This is a genomic window from Paenibacillus sp. NPDC058367 (assembly GCF_042723305.1).
Lineage (GTDB): Bacteria > Bacillota > Bacilli > Paenibacillales > Paenibacillaceae > Paenibacillus_AQ.
In genome coordinates this window covers 398,488-414,764 of record NZ_JBHXIZ010000002.1, presented here as the reverse complement: position 1 = coordinate 414,764, position 16,277 = coordinate 398,488, and the positions used below count along the sequence as shown (strand labels likewise).

Below are 16,277 nucleotides of genomic sequence, written 5' to 3'. Positions count from 1 at the left end.
AAAAATCCATTTCAGGATACCAGTACAATTAATAGTTAATAAGAGCTATGAAGCCAAGTATGCGTATCAGCCAAATAACGTTTCCCAACACACAACAAAAAAGCGAAGGATTTCTCCCCCGCTTCTTATCATTCGTATGAAGATTAGTCTACGATTTCAGCAGTGTCGCCATTGTTGGCACCAGCAGCATTAGCTTCGTCAGTATCAATATGCATATCAAGTTTGAAGCTGTCGGATACACGAGCAATTACGTTCTCCAATACGAGACCGCGGTCGCCACCGAGACGGACTTTAAGCAATTGCTTATCTGCAATGCCCCAAGCTTCAGCTTCAGAAGTGTGGAAGTGAATGTGACGAGCAGCGATGATAACGCCTTGTTCTAATTCAACTTCACCAGCAGGTCCTTTGAGCGTAATGCCAGGTGTTCCTTCAATATTTCCAGATTCGCGAACTGGAGCTTTCACGCCAAGTGCGAAGGAGTCAGTACGGGAAATTTCTAATTGGGAAGCCGGACGAGCAGGTCCCAAAATTCTTACCTTGTCAAATTTACCTTTGCTACCGATAACTGCTACTTGTTCATTTGCTGCAAATTGTCCTGGTTGGGAAAGTGGTTTGAACTCAGTTAATTGATATCCTGGGCCAAACAGAGCCTCCACGTGCTCTTGCGTAAGGTGAATATGTCTAGCCGACACACCTACGGGTACAGTCTTACTCATTGTAAAGTCACTCCTTGTATTTTCTCTAGTATCTGTACAAGCCATTAACCATTATACATCTTCTTACCCAAAAATAAAAAGGGCTGCATCATAACGAAGCCCCTTTTTTCGACAATTTATGTTTTTTGCACAAGATTGTCATGGTTTAGACACCTGAGAGGGCAAATTTACGCTTAAAAAAGAGGTCGCATTCTCATACATCCAGCCTTTCACAGTATCCTCTGGATAATAACGGAGCAGCTGCTCTATAAGATCAGGGTATTTTCCCGGATGCTCCAACTTCTCTACCCAAGTATCGATGCCGTCAAAATCCGAGCCAAACATCATATGCTTCTCACCGCCGAGACTACATACATGTTCAATGTGCTTTAACAAATCATCCATACGAGCCTTCCCATCATCACTTACAAACCAAGGATAAAAGGTCAGACCCATTCTTCCATCCATTGCAATCAAAGCTTTAATCTGTTCATCATTTAAATTTCTAACATGCCCACATATAGCCGCAGCATTCGAATGGGAAGCAATAAACGGACGATTGCTTAAATCAGCCAACTCCCAGAACCCCGCTTGTGACAAATGCGACACATCAAGCAGCATTCCACTTTCGTTGCACCATTCTATCAGCTTTCTCCCTTTTTCCGTAAATCCACCATTACGCTTCTCTAGCACACCATCTGCTGCCCAGTTCGCATAATTCCAAGTCACACCAAGAAACCGTACTCCAAGTTCGAAGCAGAGCTGAGCATAAAACAAGTTCCCTTCTAAGCCGTCTACGCCCTCCAGAGAGAGCATTGCTTGTGGAGGTGCGCCTACTAATCGATTCCCTACTTGCTCCTTCCACTGTAACCACTGAAGCCCATCTGTGTTCACTATCTTTTGCCTAAAGAGATCAATTTGCCCTAGAACATGTTCAAAGCTTGGTTTTCCTCTGTTAGTTGAAAGATATATTGCAAAACATTGCAACTCCACTCCGCCAGAAGCCAGCCGCTCCGCAGTAACATCTAATCGAGGATCATTGTCAAAATTTATATCCGGGGAGGCTTGCATTTTGCTTAGCACATCACAATGGAAATCCGCTACTTTAAACTTATCAGCCCTCATTTTACAACCCCACTTTCTCACTGTCCCAGCCGTTCATTTCATTTCCAAATGCCTATTTCAGATACTATGCAAAAAAACGCCAGACTATAAATCAAAAGCAAAAAACCTGTTTACAAAAGTAAACAGGTTCAATCATTCTATAGGTCTATTATCTGGGTTCAACAATCAGTTTAATCGCGGTTCGATCTTCCCCATCAATCACTATATCAGTGAACGCAGGAATGCAGATCAAATCTACTCCGCTTGGTGCAACAAATCCCCGGGCAATGGCAACTGCTTTGACTGCTTGATTCAGTGCTCCAGCTCCAATAGCTTGTAATTCGGCCGATCCACGTTCACGAAGAACACCCGCTAATGCGCCGGCGACGGAATTTGGATTGGATTTAGCTGATACTTTTAATACATCCATAGTAAGTACCTCCCCTGGGAAAATAATGGTGTTCTTCCACTACTTTAGATGTTATTCGCGAGAGAAGAAATAATTCCTTCTTTTTACGGACCACGTCTTCCAAAAACGGTATTAAAGATACTCTTTTATGATATTAAAAATATCACACTTTACCCTAACTCAGCGAAACTACCCGGATTAAACCATACTCTGTTCTACGTTTAGCTCATAACCCATTCATCTTCACGTAACCGTATCTTCTCCAGACGAGTTGCCGCACCAGTATTTTCATCTAATTCTGCAAATAAACCGTGAAGCTGCCACTTGCCTTCATCGACAACAAATCGTGCTGGAAGCTGAGTTGTGAACTTATAAAGTACTGCATCTCTTTCCATACCCAGAATTCCTTCGCTTGAACCAACCATTCCCGCATCGGTCAAATACGCAGTTCCTCCTGGTAAAATCACATCATCATTTGTCTGAACATGAGTATGTGTCCCAACAACAATCGATGCGCGACCATCCATAAAATATCCCATGGCGATTTTCTCAGAGGTTACCTCTGCATGGAAATCGACTAAAATACATTTGTGATCTCTGCGAAGCTCTTCCACAATTTCTTCCCCGACACGGAAAGGACAATCGATAGCAGGTAAGAAAGTCCGGCCTTGCAAATTTACTATTGCCAGTTCTTTACCGTTCCCTTTAACGACTGTATAACCTCTTCCCGGTGTTCCTGGCGGAAAATTAGCGGGACGAATAATCCGAGCCTCATCATCGATGAACTCAAAAATATCTTTGTTGTCCCATGTGTGGTTTCCCATAGTTATACCGTGAACGCCCCAGTTAAAAAACTCATTAGCGATCGCCTTGGTGATCCCTCTACCGGCAGCAGAATTTTCACCATTAACAATAATGATATGTGGCTGATATTTACTTTTTAGTGAGGGCAACATCTCACGAAGAGCCTTTCTGCCAACATTTCCAACGATATCTCCAATAAATAGTACTTTAATGATTCTCTCCTCCTAATCGTAACCGCTATATCTAATGGATAAGACCTCATATTCAAAAGAAAAAAGGCCCCGCTTAGGGGCCAATTCTCAACAAATATAAGAAAGTATAAGTTACATCTTATCCCTTAACCTTATATTCCACCTATTTAGCGTATTCAACAGCCCGTGTCTCACGAATAACGGTAACTTTGATATGTCCTGGATAATCCAGTTCACTTTCAATCATTTTCGTAATATCGCGAGCAAGACGGAATGCCTCTGCATCGTCAATCTTCTCTGGCTGTACCATCACGCGTACCTCACGGCCCGCCTGAATAGCAAATGATTTCTCAACGCCTTCGAATGACTCTGAGATTTCTTCCAGTTTTTCTAGACGTTTAATATACGTTTCCAGTGTTTCACGGCGAGCGCCAGGTCTTGCTGCTGACAATGCATCAGCTGCACCAACCAACATAGCAATAACCGAGGTAGCTTCGCAATCTCCATGATGAGACGCGATACTGTTGATAACAACCGGATGTTCCTTATATTTCTTCGCTAGTTCAACGCCGATCTCAACATGCGATCCTTCTACTTCATGATCCAGCGCTTTGCCGATATCATGGAGCAATCCTGCACGTTTTGCAAGCACGATGTCTTCCCCAAGCTCACCGGCCATCAGTCCAGTTAAATAAGCAACCTCCATGGAGTGCTTCAATACATTTTGACCATAGCTTGTACGGAATTTCAGACGACCCAGAATCTTGATCAAATCTGGATGCAATCCGTGAACACCCACTTCGAAAGTAGCTTGTTCACCATATTCGCGAATTCGTTCGTCCACTTCTTTGCGGGATTTCTCCACCATCTCTTCAATTCGAGCGGGATGGATACGTCCATCTGCCACAAGCTTCTCAAGTGCCGTACGGGCCACTTCACGGCGGATTGGATCAAATCCCGACAAAATAACTGCTTCCGGCGTATCATCAATAATGAGGTCGATACCTGTAAGAGTTTCGAGTGCACGAATATTACGGCCTTCACGACCGATAATCCGCCCTTTCATCTCTTCGTTCGGCAGGGTAACAACTGAAACTGTTGTCTCCGCTACGTGATCAGCTGCACAGCGTTGGATAGCGAGTGTGATGATTTCACGGGATTTCTTATCCGCTTCCTCTTTCGCCTGCTGTTCAATCTCTTTGATCATTTGAGCCGTTTCATGGCGAACTTCTTGCTCAACATTGCTAAGAATAATACTTCTTGCATCTTCGATGCTTAAATTGGAAATTCTCTCCAATTCAGTGACTTGGTTTTTGTAAATAACATCAATTTGCTGTTGGGTTTCATCAATTCGTTTCTCTTTGTTAGCTACTTGTTCTTCTTTTCTTTCAAGCGATTCCATTTTTTTATCCAGAGATTCTTCCTTTTGCAGCAAACGTCTCTCTTGCCGTTGGATTTCATTCCGACGTTCACGAGTTTCTTTCTCAGCTTCAGTACGGATTCTATGGACTTCGTCCTTAGCTTCCAATACTGTTTCTTTCTTCAGCGCCTCTGCGTCTTTCTTCGCGTTCTCCACGATGACTACGGCTTCTCTTTCTGCGCTTTGAATTTTAGCTTCTGCAAGGGATTTACGAATAAAATAACCGAACCCAAAGAATAATGCAGCTACAACGAGAACGATAATGACCCAGATCCATGCTTGCATCTGTTCACCTCCTCGTTGGTTCCTCTCCAAGGTATATCCCTGGGAATTGTGCAGTTGTTAAACTATCCGTTCATCACCATACAAAAAACCGGTAAATAACCGATTGCCATACTGCACATGCTGCACATGCACACTGCCCGCCTTATCCGGCGATTACATTTCATATGAGTTGTACGCGAACCGTTTTAAAAAGTCACCTTTTTGGGAAGGAAAAAGGATTCTTACTTTATGCCGATTCATGTTATATTTTATTATTTATAAAAAGACATTGTCAAGAGAGTCGATATGCGCATTAATGTCAAGAGAATCAGTGAGTCTAGTAAAATTCCTCATCTTCACCCTCATAATTGTCTTCCTCAAGTAAAGTATTGATCACTTGTCGCACCATATCACCCGAGAATCCACGCCGCATTAAGAAGGCTCCAGTCTTTCTGCGCTTATCTGTGGCTTCACCACGAATAAGATTCCATTTCTTACGACCAATCTGAAGTGCACTCTCTAGTTCTTGTTCAGGACTGACATTCTCCAGTGCTTCCGAGATCAAGGTTTTGTCGATTCCTTTCTCACGTAGCTCTTGGCGAATCCACATTTTCCCTTTTCGCTGGTTCGTAATGCGTTGCTCGGCCCATTGCTTTGCATACAAGGGGTCATCAAGAAATCTTTCCTGCTGTAGCCGTTGCACCACTTCCGCAATAATAGTCTCCCCTATTTCCTTCTGCCGTAAACGGCGAGTCATTTCCATAGCGGTACGTGGCTTCCGTTCTAGATAACGAAGTCCTTCTACATAAGCTCGTTGTCGCTCATCAGCAACAACAATTTCCTCCAAATCGGCTTTCATAAAAGAATTTCCAGTAATCATCCGATATTTAATCATGACGTCTTCGTGTACAGTCATGTTATAGGCTCCGAAATGTATGATGTAGCGGTGGTCCGACTTCTTCTGACGTTCTACCTTAGTAATTTCTAAAAGTTCTCCATCAGGAAAATCAGATAGGACCTGTACGTCCTGCTCATCCGATTCAAAATCCATATCCAGCTGTATTACCATAGTTGCTTGTCACCTCATAGCAATAAAATATCCCCACAAAGTGCGGCTTAACTTCGGTGCGTACTCAGGTACTTTGGGGGGACCCCAAATATATATGTTCTTACACTGTTAAGAAAAGACACCCTGCAACAATGAATCACAGGGCGTCCTATTCCTTAGTAAATTCTATTGTTCGATTTCGAGAAGTAGCTTTTCTTCTTCCTCTTGCTCTGCAATGATTTCCGCTTCATTTGGTGCAGCAACAATAGTGGACAGGTTACTTGCTTCACGGATCTTGTTCTCAATGATAAGTGCAATATCTTGATGTTCTTTCAAGAACTGTTTGGCATTCTCACGTCCTTGACCGAGACGCTCACCCTCATAGGAATACCATGCACCACTCTTATTCACGATGTCCATTTCAGTACCGATGTCTACAAGACTTCCTTCTCTGGAAATCCCTTCACCATACATGATATCAACATCAGCTTGTTTAAATGGAGGTGCTACCTTATTCTTCACAATCTTGATCTTGGTTCGGTTACCTACAACGTCGTTACCCATCTTAATACTTTCGACACGGCGAACATCCAACCGTACGGAAGAGTAGAATTTCAACGCCCGACCACCCGGTGTTGTCTCAGGGTTACCGAACATAACACCAATTTTCTCACGAAGCTGGTTAATAAAGATAGCAATTGTATTCGATTTACTAATGGCACCAGATAGCTTCCGAAGCGCTTGAGACATCAAACGAGCCTGTAGGCCGACGTGAGAGTCACCCATATCACCTTCGATTTCCGCTTTAGGAACCAACGCAGCTACGGAGTCAACGACAATAATGTCTACTGCACCACTACGGACAAGTGCTTCAGCAATCTCAAGTGCCTGTTCACCCGTATCTGGCTGAGATAGCAACAATTCATCAATGTTTACGCCCAAGTTACGTGCATACTTCGGATCGAGCGCATGCTCAGCATCGATAAATGCAGCTTGTCCTCCTTGTTTTTGCACTTCTGCAATAGCATGAAGAGCAACAGTCGTTTTACCGGAGGATTCAGGTCCGTATACTTCAATAATACGTCCCTTTGGAAGTCCGCCTATACCTAACGCAATATCAAGTGCCAAAGATCCGCTAGGTACAACTTCCACTTGCATATGAGTGGATTCTCCCAGTTTCATGATCGAACCTTTACCAAATTGTTTTTCTATTTGACGAAGCGCCATATCAAGCGCTGCACGACGATCTGACAATCAGACCACTTCCTTCACTGTTTATAATAATATAATAACGCGTTTTTGAGGTCTTGCCAAGCTTTTTTTCGAACATACATTCGTTTTTTTTGTCTCAAGCGTTAATTATCCCTTTTATTGTAAGCCTCCCTCCGGACATAGAAGTTAACTGATTTCTCTACTTCACCGGACATCAACGACTTATGATCAAAACCAAAACAGCGATCAAAATCTCCGCAGATATACAAAAAACCGCAGCAAAGAAATCTCAGTGCCACGGTTCTTCCGTATGTCTCAATTATAACTGGGCTAATCTCCCATTACAAGTCTGAGCCTTCAAGAGGTGTCTCCACCTTCCGTTCCTCAAGTCTGCGCCATAGACGATACAACAGGGCTTTAACAGTACGCAGTCGTATATTTTCACGTGTACCTTTAAGATTAAGCTCGTATACTTCTGTCTTACGCCCGCGTTCAGCTAAACCAATAAATACAAGTCCAACTGGCTTACGTTCAGAATAGCCTGGTCCTGCTACACCAGTTACAGATAAACCGAAATCACTATCTGCGATCATTCTCACCTGATCAGCTAACACCTCGGCAACTTCACGACTAACTGCCCCTGGAGCATCTGGCCCCTCCAAATAAGCACTTGGCACATTTAGAAGTTTTTTCTTCAGGTCGTTGGAATAACAGACGATTCCTCCCGCAAACATCGAAGCACTGCCTGGAATGTTAGTTATACTCTCCATCAGCAAGCCTCCCGTGCAACTCTCTGCCGCACTTAAAGTCAGACCTGCATCCGCCATCCAATCCACAATCAATTGCTCCAGTGGAACATCAATATTTGCATATAAATGTTCTGGCAAAATCTCTTTGATCTGTTTCTCCAGAATCTCCAGCTTCTTGTAAGCTTCATGCTCGGAAGGCGCTTTTGTCGAAATACGAACGGTTACCTCTCCCTCTTTAGCGTAAGGAGCTATGGTTGGGTCTGTCTGGCTGTGAATAAGATCAATGAGCTTATCCTCAAGCAGTGATTCTCCGATACCGGCAAATTTAAGCATTTTAGAATAAAGTGGCATTTCTGTCGTTAGAGCGTGCTGCTGGAGCCACGGTACAGCTTTATCTACGAACATCGGCTTCATCTCGCGAGGCGGACCAGGAAGCACAATATAATATTTCTTTTCATGCTCAAAAGCAATGCCAACAGCAAGACCAATCTCATTTGGCAAAGGTGTAGTTCCTTCAATTATAAGTGCCTGTTTACGATTATTCTCCGTCATTACAATCTTTCGATCATCAAAGAAACGTTGTACATGATCCATTGCCAAGCGATCTATATGAAGTGTGCGACCTAAGGAAGCAGCCAGCGCGTCCTTCGTTAGATCATCTTCTGTAGGACCAATACCACCGGTAAATATGATAACATCCGCTCTGCTTTGAGCGATCTCAATGGCTTGCTGCAAGCGACTGCTGTTATCCCCAACTACGGTTTGAAAATATACATCAATCCCAATAGCAGCTAGCTCAATAGACAAAAACTGGGCATTACTATTTACGATTTGACCGAGCAAAAGCTCCGTGCCTACTGCAATAATCTCCGCTTTCATACCTGGCTTTCGCCTCCTCGTTATAATGTAGATACACTGCTTTTAGGGTTTAAAAAAGGTAATAGGTGCTTTACCTATTACCTCTCCTATATGTAGCTGCCTAAAACGCTTAAGCATTATGCAGCTGTAATAGATCCTTATTCTTCACAAAATAATCAATTCCAGAGTAAATAGTGATCAAGGCTGCAGCCCAGATGGCAATATCGTCTACAGGAATGCTGACGAATTGAAATGGGAAATTATTTAACAACAGCAGTGAGATCGCTACAATTTGTACAACCGTCTTTATCTTACCCCATTTGCTGGCGGCAACCACTTTTCCCTCTAACAATGCTATCTGGCGAAGCCCGGTTACTGCGAACTCACGACTAATGATAACAATTGCGATCCATGAATCACATCTGCCCAATTCCACAAGTGAAATCAGAACTGCAGAAACTAACAGCTTGTCCGCTAACGGATCAAGGAGCTTACCGAGATTGGTGACCATATTATATTTCCTTGCTATGTAGCCGTCTATTCCATCTGTGCTCGCTGCAAGCAAAAAGATTACAGCTGCCACCAAATGATTAACAGATAGCTGAAAAGAGCCCCAATGTATCGGTTCTGGATAAAAACTGAAATCCACCAGTAAGAAAAACATCATAATCGGGATCAGGCAAATACGTGCTAGCGTGATGCGGTTGGGCAAATTCACTGAAGTTCCTCCCCTAAATCGTTCATACAAATTGCCTGAGTCAGGCTCATCTATTTCTACTTAAGCAAGTATATTATAGCTATAAATAGGTGTCAAAAAAAATACAAAGCACCCCGCATAATGGCGCTGATAAGCACTGCGGGGTACAAAATGCTATTTTAAGTTGTTGAACTGCAGGTCCAGCGGCAAATCAGCTTTACGCAAAATCTGGATAATTTGTTGTAAATCATCGCGACTCTTACCAGTTACGCGGATCTGATCTCCTTGAATCTGGCTCTTCACCTTCAATTTCGAATCACGAATCAGGATGTTAATTTTTTTTGCGTTCTCCTGATCAATCCCTTGCTTAAGACCTAAACGCTGACGAACACTACCCAGAGAAGCAGGCTCCACTTTGCCGAAATCCAAGTTTTTCAGCGTGATACCTCTCTTCACCATCTTCGATTGTAAAATATCAATAACAGCGTTTAACTTATATTCGTCCTCTGAGGCGATAATAAGTGCGTCTTTCTCCAGCTTCAGACTACTCTTGCTGTTCTTAAAGTCAAAGCGGTTATCAATTTCTTTCTCTGTTTGGTGGATCGCATTGGTTAATTCCTGCATATCCATTTTAGATACGATATCAAATGAACTTTCTGAACTCATAACTACACGTCCTTTGTACTTTTTAGTCTGCTACTATTATAAAAGAATGATACCCTTAAGTCTAATATTGGATAATATGTACCTCACCCGACACAGAAAACAGCCCCACATAGTGGAGCTTTTCCTTCGAAATGAGTTGTGTTTCAGGTAGAAATACGTCTCCAATGGAAAATATCCTCGGAGACGCACATTCTAAATTCTCTATCTGCTTCGAAGCGGGCTTCGAAACATATCCAGAATTCCAAGCACGATATGTGCAAGACCGAACCCGAGAATTCCATAACCCCAAGCACTTGGTGTCATATAGTATCCGATAAGACTGACAACAACCCCAAGTCCAGCTACAATCCAGCTAACAATCATGAATGTACACCCCACTTTGGCTAAGAACTAGAAACAGTCTTATGTTCCCCGCAAAGCCAAAGTCTATGCATCATTTTTCTTATTGGCCTGTTTCATTAGTCTGGTCGGTAGTATCGGTGGTACCTTCATTCTGGGTCGTTTCACTTCCAGTACCGTCATCCAGATTAAGTAGCAGACGAGATGAGGTCTTTTCATCCGTAATCACTTGTCCATTGACAGTAATCTCAGTAGCTGGTGAATAACCAGATTTAATATACATTCCTTCACTTCCAAGCACAAAGCTCATACGATCTCCTGCCGCTGTGTTACCAAATGAGAGTTTTTCACCTTTAGAGTTCTCACCTTTATACACCTCAAGCCAGCTTACCCCAGTAGCAGAAATCTCAACCTTCACTTCACTTCCAGCCGGAGCTGAAACCTTGAATTTTGTTGTTTTTCCTGCTTTCCCATCCGGTGTAACTGTAATGGATTGCGGGGAAGGCGTAGGTGTTGGTAATGGCGTTGGCTCTGCAGTAGGTTCAGTTGTTGCTTCTGTTCCTGCCGAAGAAGTTGGCGCCACAACTCCACCTCCTGAAGCCGGTGGAGATGTTTTAGCAGTCGTAGGATCCTGCTGTTCATTCGTCAGATTCGTCTGATCAATCTGATCAGGGTCCGGTTTGTTCAAACTAGATGCATAAATGTAAATCACAACAATAATTAATATTGGAAATGTCCACATTAGCACTGTTGGCAGCCATTTTGCATTCCGTTCGGTTTCAGGTCTACGGCTGCGTTTTTGAATCACCGTTTCCATGGCTGTGTCTTCGGGAGGGGCAGGTACATTCCCATGCTCCTCTAGCAGTTCGTCAGGACTCATCCCTACTGCCTCTGCGTACGTTTTGATAAACGCCCTAACATAAAAACTTCCTGGAAGCACCTTATAGTCTCCAGACTCGATGGCTTCCAAATACTTTTTGCGAATTTTCGTTACTTCCTGGACATCGTCAAGACTCATCCCTTTTTGCAGACGCGCCTCTTTCAATTGCCGGCCCAGTTCCGACATACCATCACCTCCTGTAAATTTCAATGAATATCATTGTTCATTCTTGTTCTATAAATCATCACTGTAGCTAGTCGTAAACGACTCGTACAATATTTCTTCATTTGGATTATTGCGAAGCTCGATAATAATATCAAAATCATCAAAGGTGTACTCAGATTCCCGCACAAAAATATCTGGATGCTCGATCACTTTCGTGCTTGGCATACTCATAACATTTTGTAATAAATTATAATGCTTCTCATTAGAGCGGATCGTACTAACAATACCATCAATAATAAATACATTATGTGGGTTCATCTCATCTTCTGCTAATTGACTTCGAACCGTCTGACGTAAAAGTGTCGAGGAGACAAATGTCCAACGCTTCATCGCGCAGACACTGCCAGCAATAATTGATTCCGTCTTTCCTACACGGGGCATACCTCGAAGTCCTATTACCTGATTTCCATCTTTTTTAAACAGTTCCCCGAGAAAATCGACCAATAGACCAAGCTCATCCCGAGTAAAACGAAACGTCTTCCGATCATCTGAATCCCGTTCAATATATCGCCCATGGCGCACAGCCAGCTTGTCTACGAGTCTTGGAGACCGCAGAGCTGAAACTGTAATATTATCAACTTTCTTGAGCATTTCGCCCATCAGCATTATTTTGTCATCGTCATTGGTCTCCAGCAACATTCCTCGAGTCTTTCCTTCAACGCCATTAATCGTCAGAATGTTGACTTCTAGCATCCCTAACATTGAAGCGATATCACCAAGCAGACCGGGTCTGTTCTTGTGAATCTTGTATTCCATATACCATTGTTTATATTCCACTTGTACACCTCATAGATTCCTTTTCCCGCACTTTGATATACATCAAAAAAATGCCGTTCAGACAAAGCGGTCTGAAACACGGGTCATGTTAATGATATATAAAATAAAAATGAAAGGCAAGGTCAGTCCTGTAATAATTGCAGAAAAGCTCCCACAAGGGGAGCTTTTCCGCAAGCTTAGGCGTGATTTTTCGCCAACTTGACCATGAGTTTAGCAATCGTCTGCTTTTCTTCATCGTTGCCGACGTCCCATAGCTCTTTGATTGCACGGTTTTGAGTGTTTGCTGGATCCACTTTTTCATCGAGGAATTCCCCGATTTCAAAAGCCAGCTTTGAGATTGTGTCTTCACTCATCCCAAGTTTCTCCGCCTGTACAACTCGTTTTCCCAGAAATTTCTTCCAGGTGTCAAAATTTTTGATTACGCTATCTTCTTGTGTCATCTTAAATCCTCCTTCATGTTTACGGTCAAACACCTGCATACAGGCTGTAAGCCGCCTTACGTGAGATTTAAAAACAACACTTATAATATGTCTTAGAAGCTAAGTTATTATGCTGGAGCTTTTCTCCAACTGAAGATCAGGTAATCCATCCACCATTTGGACTAATAATCTGGCCAGTGATATACCCGGATTCAGGCAAAGCCAAAAAATAAATTAGTGAAGATATTTCATTAGGCGTAGCCAAACGCCCTACTGGAATCTCATCCTCCAGCATACGGACTTCATCCTCCTGTAAATTGGACAGCATGTTCGTATTAACCGCTCCTGGAGCTACCGCGTTAACCGTTACACCAGATGGAGCCAACTCTTTAGCTAAAGCCTTTGTAAAGGCATTCACTCCACCCTTACTAGCCGAATATGCTACTTCGCAAGAAGCTCCAGTGATACCCCATACAGAAGAAACGTTGATGATACGTCCATAACGCTGAGACACCATGTACGGCATAAAAATCTGACTGCACATAAAGGTTCCCTTCAAGTTAATGGACATAATGTCATCCCATTCCTCTTCGGTCACATCAGCTAGCATTCCGTAATGCGATTTACCGGCATTATTGACGAGAATATCCGGCTGCATCCCATTACTCTCAAGCTTTTCAGCCATACGTACAATTTGACTACGATCCTTCATATCCGCGTTTACTGTCATTACCTTTGCGCCAAGGGCCATACAACGCCGAGCGACATCATTCGCAGCTTCATGTGAGTGTTTATAATGAATAACTATATTCATCCCCACAGAAGCAAATCGTTCCGCAATGGCGCCGCCGATCCCTCCGCTTCCCCCTGTAATGAGCACTGTCATTTCCCCTAATGGTTTGCTGCTCTCTCCCAAAACGCTCACCTAAGGACTCACCACCAATGAAACGGCAAGCTGTTCCCAGTTTACATGGGCATGCAGACGCTCATTTACTTCTGCCAAAGTAATCGATTCATACATAGGCAGAACTTCAAAAAGGTCACCACCACGGAACTGGTAGCGTGTAAATTCATGTGCGATACTTTCAGGGGAGTTCAGCATGCGCAAATAACCGCCAATTTTCTTTTTCCGTGCCCGCTCGAAATCCTTCTCCGCAAAGCCAGACTTTAAGATTAGATCTATTTCTTCATTAATTCGTTTTAAAAGCAAATCCGGATCCTTTGTATCCCCACCCATTGCAGAAAAAGCATACTGCGGAGAACTATTAAATTCATGTCCAAAGCTGTCCGAGATCAATTCCTCATCATAAAGCTTTTGATACAATGCTGTGCTACTACCTACCAACAAATCGAGCATTAGCTTCGTTATCAGGTCGCGTTTCAGAGAAGCTTCACCTGTTAGATCTTCTACTTTTTCCTTGAAACCAAACATGATCTTCGGCATCGAAACAGCAAGCTTGCTTTCTAGCCGTTTTGTAGCGACTTGTTCGGGTTCATCTTCAAAAATACGCTTGATTTCACCCTGCTTGCCGTAGGTTTTACCCTTTTGGTTAGCGCGAATCAAGGAGAATACTTTCTCCGGGTCCACGCCCCCAACCACGAACAACAACATATTGCTAGGGTGATAAAAAGCGTTATAACATGTGTACAGCGTTTCTTTCGTGATCGTACTAATCGATTCTACCGTACCTGCAATGTCAATCCGAACCGGATGCTTCGAATACATCGCTTCAATAAGGCCAAAATACACGCGCCAATCCGGATTATCAGCATACATATTGATTTCTTGGCCAATAATTCCCTTTTCCTTTTCTACATTCTCATCTGTAAAATAAGGTCGCTGAACAAAATCAACGAGCGTACAAAGATTGGTCTCTATATTTTCTGTTGCTGAGAAAAGATAAACTGTCTGATCAAAGCTTGTAAAAGCATTGGCCGAGGCTCCATTTGAAGCAAAGGTAGCAAAAATATCGCCTTCTGGCTCTTCGAACATTTTGTGCTCTAAAAAGTGAGCTATACCATCAGGAACAGTGGTCTCTTCTCCACCTGCGACATGAAAATGATTGTCAACGGAACCGTATTTAGTTGCAAATGTAGCATAGGTCTTTTTGAAGGTTGGTTTCGGCAACACATATACCTGAAGTCCGTTATCCATGACCTCATGATAAATGGTCTCTTGAAGTCTGTCGTAATGAATTTGTTCCATCGTTATTCCTCCTTTCCTGTCAAGAAATATATCGTATCCAGCTGAAAGGTTTCGGCGGCAGCTTTTACATCTTCAGCACCGATTTGTTCCACCTGCTCCAATAGCTGATCCGCTGTCCGTTCTTTTCCTGACAACTGGCGGTTGAAGTCATAAGAGATCATTTCAAAAGCAGAATCCGGAATCTCGGAAAGCTGATTGCGGATCATAGCTTTGGTCTGACTCAGTTCCAGATCACTGATATTGCCAGCTTTCATCTCTTCCAATTGCTTCTCTATAATGTCCACGGCTTTGCCGTAATTTTGCGTTTCGATACCTGATTGAATCGTTCCAATGCCCCTGTGGCCGTCATAACGAGACGAAGCATAATAGGCAAGGCTTGCCTTCTCACGTACGTTAACGAAGAGTTTAGAGTGGGGATACCCTCCTAATATTCCGTTGTACATAAGTGCGGACGCGTAATTATCATCCTTATAAGTAATAGAGGTGCGTAGACCCAGGTTCAACTTGCCCTGACTGACATCCAGCTTCTCTTCTACAGTCCGCACCTCATTAACTGATACAGGTACGAACTTAGAGCTATATAAGCCCACCTCGGACTGAACCCGACCGAAATGACGCTGTACAAGCTTTTCTACTTCCTCAGCTGTAGTGTCACCCACTACATAGAGATCAAGGATGGCATCATCCAGCCAGGAATTATACGATTCATACAAACTTTTCGGAGTGATTTGATCCAGATCCGCTCTTTGCCCCAGAGGGTGAAGACGATATGGCTCGTTACGGCACATTTCCTCAATACAGCGCTCAGCAGCGTAACGTATCTTGTCATTTACGATGGACTCCAGCTTCTTGCGAACGGTTTCACGCTCCGTTGCAACATACGAAGGCCGGAAGCTGCCGTCTTCAACTAATGGACGAGTCAGTACTTCACCTAAGAAAGCGAAGGATTGTTCAAGTAAGCTCTCCTGGCTTTGTACAAAAGAGTCATTAATAGTATCCATGCGGAACTGAACGATTTGATAATCGCCTCTTTTATAAATATCAAACCCGAATCCAGCGCCATACAGTTCCTCCAAACGCTCGCGGAATTGCGTGGTCTCCGGATAAGTCGCGGTACCTCTGCGAAGCACGAATGGAGCTAGTGCAGTAGAGGTTACTGTATTCTCATCAAGAGGGATCCCCGCATAAAGTGAGATCGCGTAGGTCTTGAATGCCTTGGTTGGCATAACGTGAATGCGCAAGCCTCCTACGGTGCCATGCTGAAATACATTATTTGTCAAGTCCAAAACTCCTTTACGGCGTGGATAGTTGCTC

Annotated in this window: 17 protein-coding genes; all 17 read right to left on the bottom strand. The window is 43.3% G+C overall.

Annotation, left to right across the window (positions count from 1 at the left end; translation table 11 throughout):
• Positions 1-143: 143 nt before the first annotated feature.
• Entirely contained in the window at positions 144-716 is a 573-nt protein-coding gene (gene pduL, locus ACFWMP_RS12490) for a phosphate propanoyltransferase (protein WP_042128797.1), read from the bottom strand.
• Positions 717-854: 138 nt separating this feature from the next.
• The gene (locus ACFWMP_RS12485) at positions 855-1,820 is read right to left on the bottom strand and encodes a dipeptidase (protein WP_339242077.1); all 966 of its coding nucleotides are present in this window, start codon (positions 1,818-1,820) and stop codon (positions 855-857) included.
• A 148-nt stretch (positions 1,821-1,968) separates the two neighbouring features.
• Positions 1,969-2,229, bottom strand: coding sequence for a stage V sporulation protein S (locus ACFWMP_RS12480; RefSeq protein WP_019910496.1), 261 nt, complete (start codon positions 2,227-2,229; stop codon positions 1,969-1,971).
• 200 nt (positions 2,230-2,429) lie between these two features.
• Positions 2,430-3,224, bottom strand: coding sequence for a TIGR00282 family metallophosphoesterase (locus ACFWMP_RS12475; RefSeq protein ID WP_042189389.1), 795 nt, complete (start codon positions 3,222-3,224; stop codon positions 2,430-2,432).
• A 142-nt stretch (positions 3,225-3,366) separates the two neighbouring features.
• On the bottom strand, positions 3,367-4,908 hold the full coding sequence (rny, locus tag ACFWMP_RS12470) for a ribonuclease Y (protein WP_042128807.1): 1,542 nt from the start codon (positions 4,906-4,908) through the stop codon (positions 3,367-3,369).
• 316 nt (positions 4,909-5,224) lie between these two features.
• Complete coding sequence (locus ACFWMP_RS12465) at positions 5,225-5,956, bottom strand: regulatory protein RecX (protein WP_094870271.1); 732 nt, start codon at positions 5,954-5,956, stop codon at positions 5,225-5,227.
• A 165-nt stretch (positions 5,957-6,121) separates the two neighbouring features.
• Positions 6,122-7,189 carry a recombinase RecA gene (gene recA, locus ACFWMP_RS12460; protein WP_042128809.1) on the bottom strand — a complete coding sequence of 356 codons (1,068 nt, stop codon included), beginning with the start codon at positions 7,187-7,189 and terminating at the stop codon, positions 6,122-6,124.
• 299 nt (positions 7,190-7,488) lie between these two features.
• Positions 7,489-8,775, bottom strand: a complete 1,287-nt coding sequence (locus ACFWMP_RS12455) for a competence/damage-inducible protein A (RefSeq protein ID WP_042189391.1) — start codon at positions 8,773-8,775, stop codon at positions 7,489-7,491.
• Positions 8,776-8,884: 109 nt separating this feature from the next.
• The gene (gene pgsA, locus ACFWMP_RS12450) at positions 8,885-9,472 is read right to left on the bottom strand and encodes a CDP-diacylglycerol--glycerol-3-phosphate 3-phosphatidyltransferase (RefSeq protein WP_036688397.1); all 588 of its coding nucleotides are present in this window, start codon (positions 9,470-9,472) and stop codon (positions 8,885-8,887) included.
• 153 nt (positions 9,473-9,625) lie between these two features.
• On the bottom strand, positions 9,626-10,117 hold the full coding sequence (locus ACFWMP_RS12445; protein ID WP_042128814.1) for a YajQ family cyclic di-GMP-binding protein: 492 nt from the start codon (positions 10,115-10,117) through the stop codon (positions 9,626-9,628).
• A gap of 201 nt (positions 10,118-10,318) precedes the next feature.
• Positions 10,319-10,480, bottom strand: a complete 162-nt coding sequence (locus ACFWMP_RS12440; RefSeq protein ID WP_179086684.1) for a hypothetical protein — start codon at positions 10,478-10,480, stop codon at positions 10,319-10,321.
• A 79-nt stretch (positions 10,481-10,559) separates the two neighbouring features.
• Entirely contained in the window at positions 10,560-11,522 is a 963-nt protein-coding gene (locus tag ACFWMP_RS12435) for a helix-turn-helix domain-containing protein (protein WP_340970866.1), read from the bottom strand.
• Between the two features lie 48 nt (positions 11,523-11,570).
• Positions 11,571-12,338, bottom strand: coding sequence for a DUF3388 domain-containing protein (locus ACFWMP_RS12430; protein ID WP_042128818.1), 768 nt, complete (start codon positions 12,336-12,338; stop codon positions 11,571-11,573).
• 176 nt (positions 12,339-12,514) lie between these two features.
• Positions 12,515-12,778 (bottom strand): DUF3243 domain-containing protein, encoded by a 264-nt coding sequence (locus ACFWMP_RS12425; RefSeq protein WP_042189396.1) that lies wholly within the window; start codon positions 12,776-12,778, stop codon positions 12,515-12,517.
• Positions 12,779-12,914: 136 nt separating this feature from the next.
• Positions 12,915-13,643 carry an elongation factor P 5-aminopentanone reductase gene (ymfI, locus tag ACFWMP_RS12420; protein ID WP_042194125.1) on the bottom strand — a complete coding sequence of 243 codons (729 nt, stop codon included), beginning with the start codon at positions 13,641-13,643 and terminating at the stop codon, positions 12,915-12,917.
• 39 nt (positions 13,644-13,682) lie between these two features.
• Positions 13,683-14,963 carry an EF-P 5-aminopentanol modification-associated protein YfmH gene (gene yfmH / locus ACFWMP_RS12415; RefSeq protein WP_379423818.1) on the bottom strand — a complete coding sequence of 427 codons (1,281 nt, stop codon included), beginning with the start codon at positions 14,961-14,963 and terminating at the stop codon, positions 13,683-13,685.
• A 2-nt stretch (positions 14,964-14,965) separates the two neighbouring features.
• Positions 14,966-16,243 (bottom strand): EF-P 5-aminopentanol modification-associated protein YfmF, encoded by a 1,278-nt coding sequence (yfmF, locus tag ACFWMP_RS12410; protein ID WP_379423817.1) that lies wholly within the window; start codon positions 16,241-16,243, stop codon positions 14,966-14,968.
• Positions 16,244-16,277 lie beyond the last annotated feature (34 nt).

Coding starts and splice junctions, on each gene's coding strand:
- pduL (WP_042128797.1), bottom strand. CDS start 716: ATGAGTAAGACTGTACCCGTAGGTGTGTCGGCTAGACATATTCACCTT.
- ACFWMP_RS12485 (WP_339242077.1), bottom strand. CDS start 1,820: ATGAGGGCTGATAAGTTTAAAGTAGCGGATTTCCATTGTGATGTGCTA.
- ACFWMP_RS12480 (WP_019910496.1), bottom strand. CDS start 2,229: ATGGATGTATTAAAAGTATCAGCTAAATCCAATCCAAATTCCGTCGCC.
- rny (WP_042128807.1), bottom strand. CDS start 4,908: ATGCAAGCATGGATCTGGGTCATTATCGTTCTCGTTGTAGCTGCATTA.
- ACFWMP_RS12465 (WP_094870271.1), bottom strand. CDS start 5,956: ATGGTAATACAGCTGGATATGGATTTTGAATCGGATGAGCAGGACGTA.
- ACFWMP_RS12455 (WP_042189391.1), bottom strand. CDS start 8,775: ATGAAAGCGGAGATTATTGCAGTAGGCACGGAGCTTTTGCTCGGTCAA.
- ACFWMP_RS12445 (WP_042128814.1), bottom strand. CDS start 10,117: ATGAGTTCAGAAAGTTCATTTGATATCGTATCTAAAATGGATATGCAG.
- ACFWMP_RS12440 (WP_179086684.1), bottom strand. CDS start 10,480: ATGATTGTTAGCTGGATTGTAGCTGGACTTGGGGTTGTTGTCAGTCTT.
- ACFWMP_RS12435 (WP_340970866.1), bottom strand. CDS start 11,522: ATGTCGGAACTGGGCCGGCAATTGAAAGAGGCGCGTCTGCAAAAAGGG.
- ACFWMP_RS12425 (WP_042189396.1), bottom strand. CDS start 12,778: ATGACACAAGAAGATAGCGTAATCAAAAATTTTGACACCTGGAAGAAA.
- ymfI (WP_042194125.1), bottom strand. CDS start 13,643: ATGACAGTGCTCATTACAGGGGGAAGCGGAGGGATCGGCGGCGCCATT.
- yfmH (WP_379423818.1), bottom strand. CDS start 14,963: ATGGAACAAATTCATTACGACAGACTTCAAGAGACCATTTATCATGAG.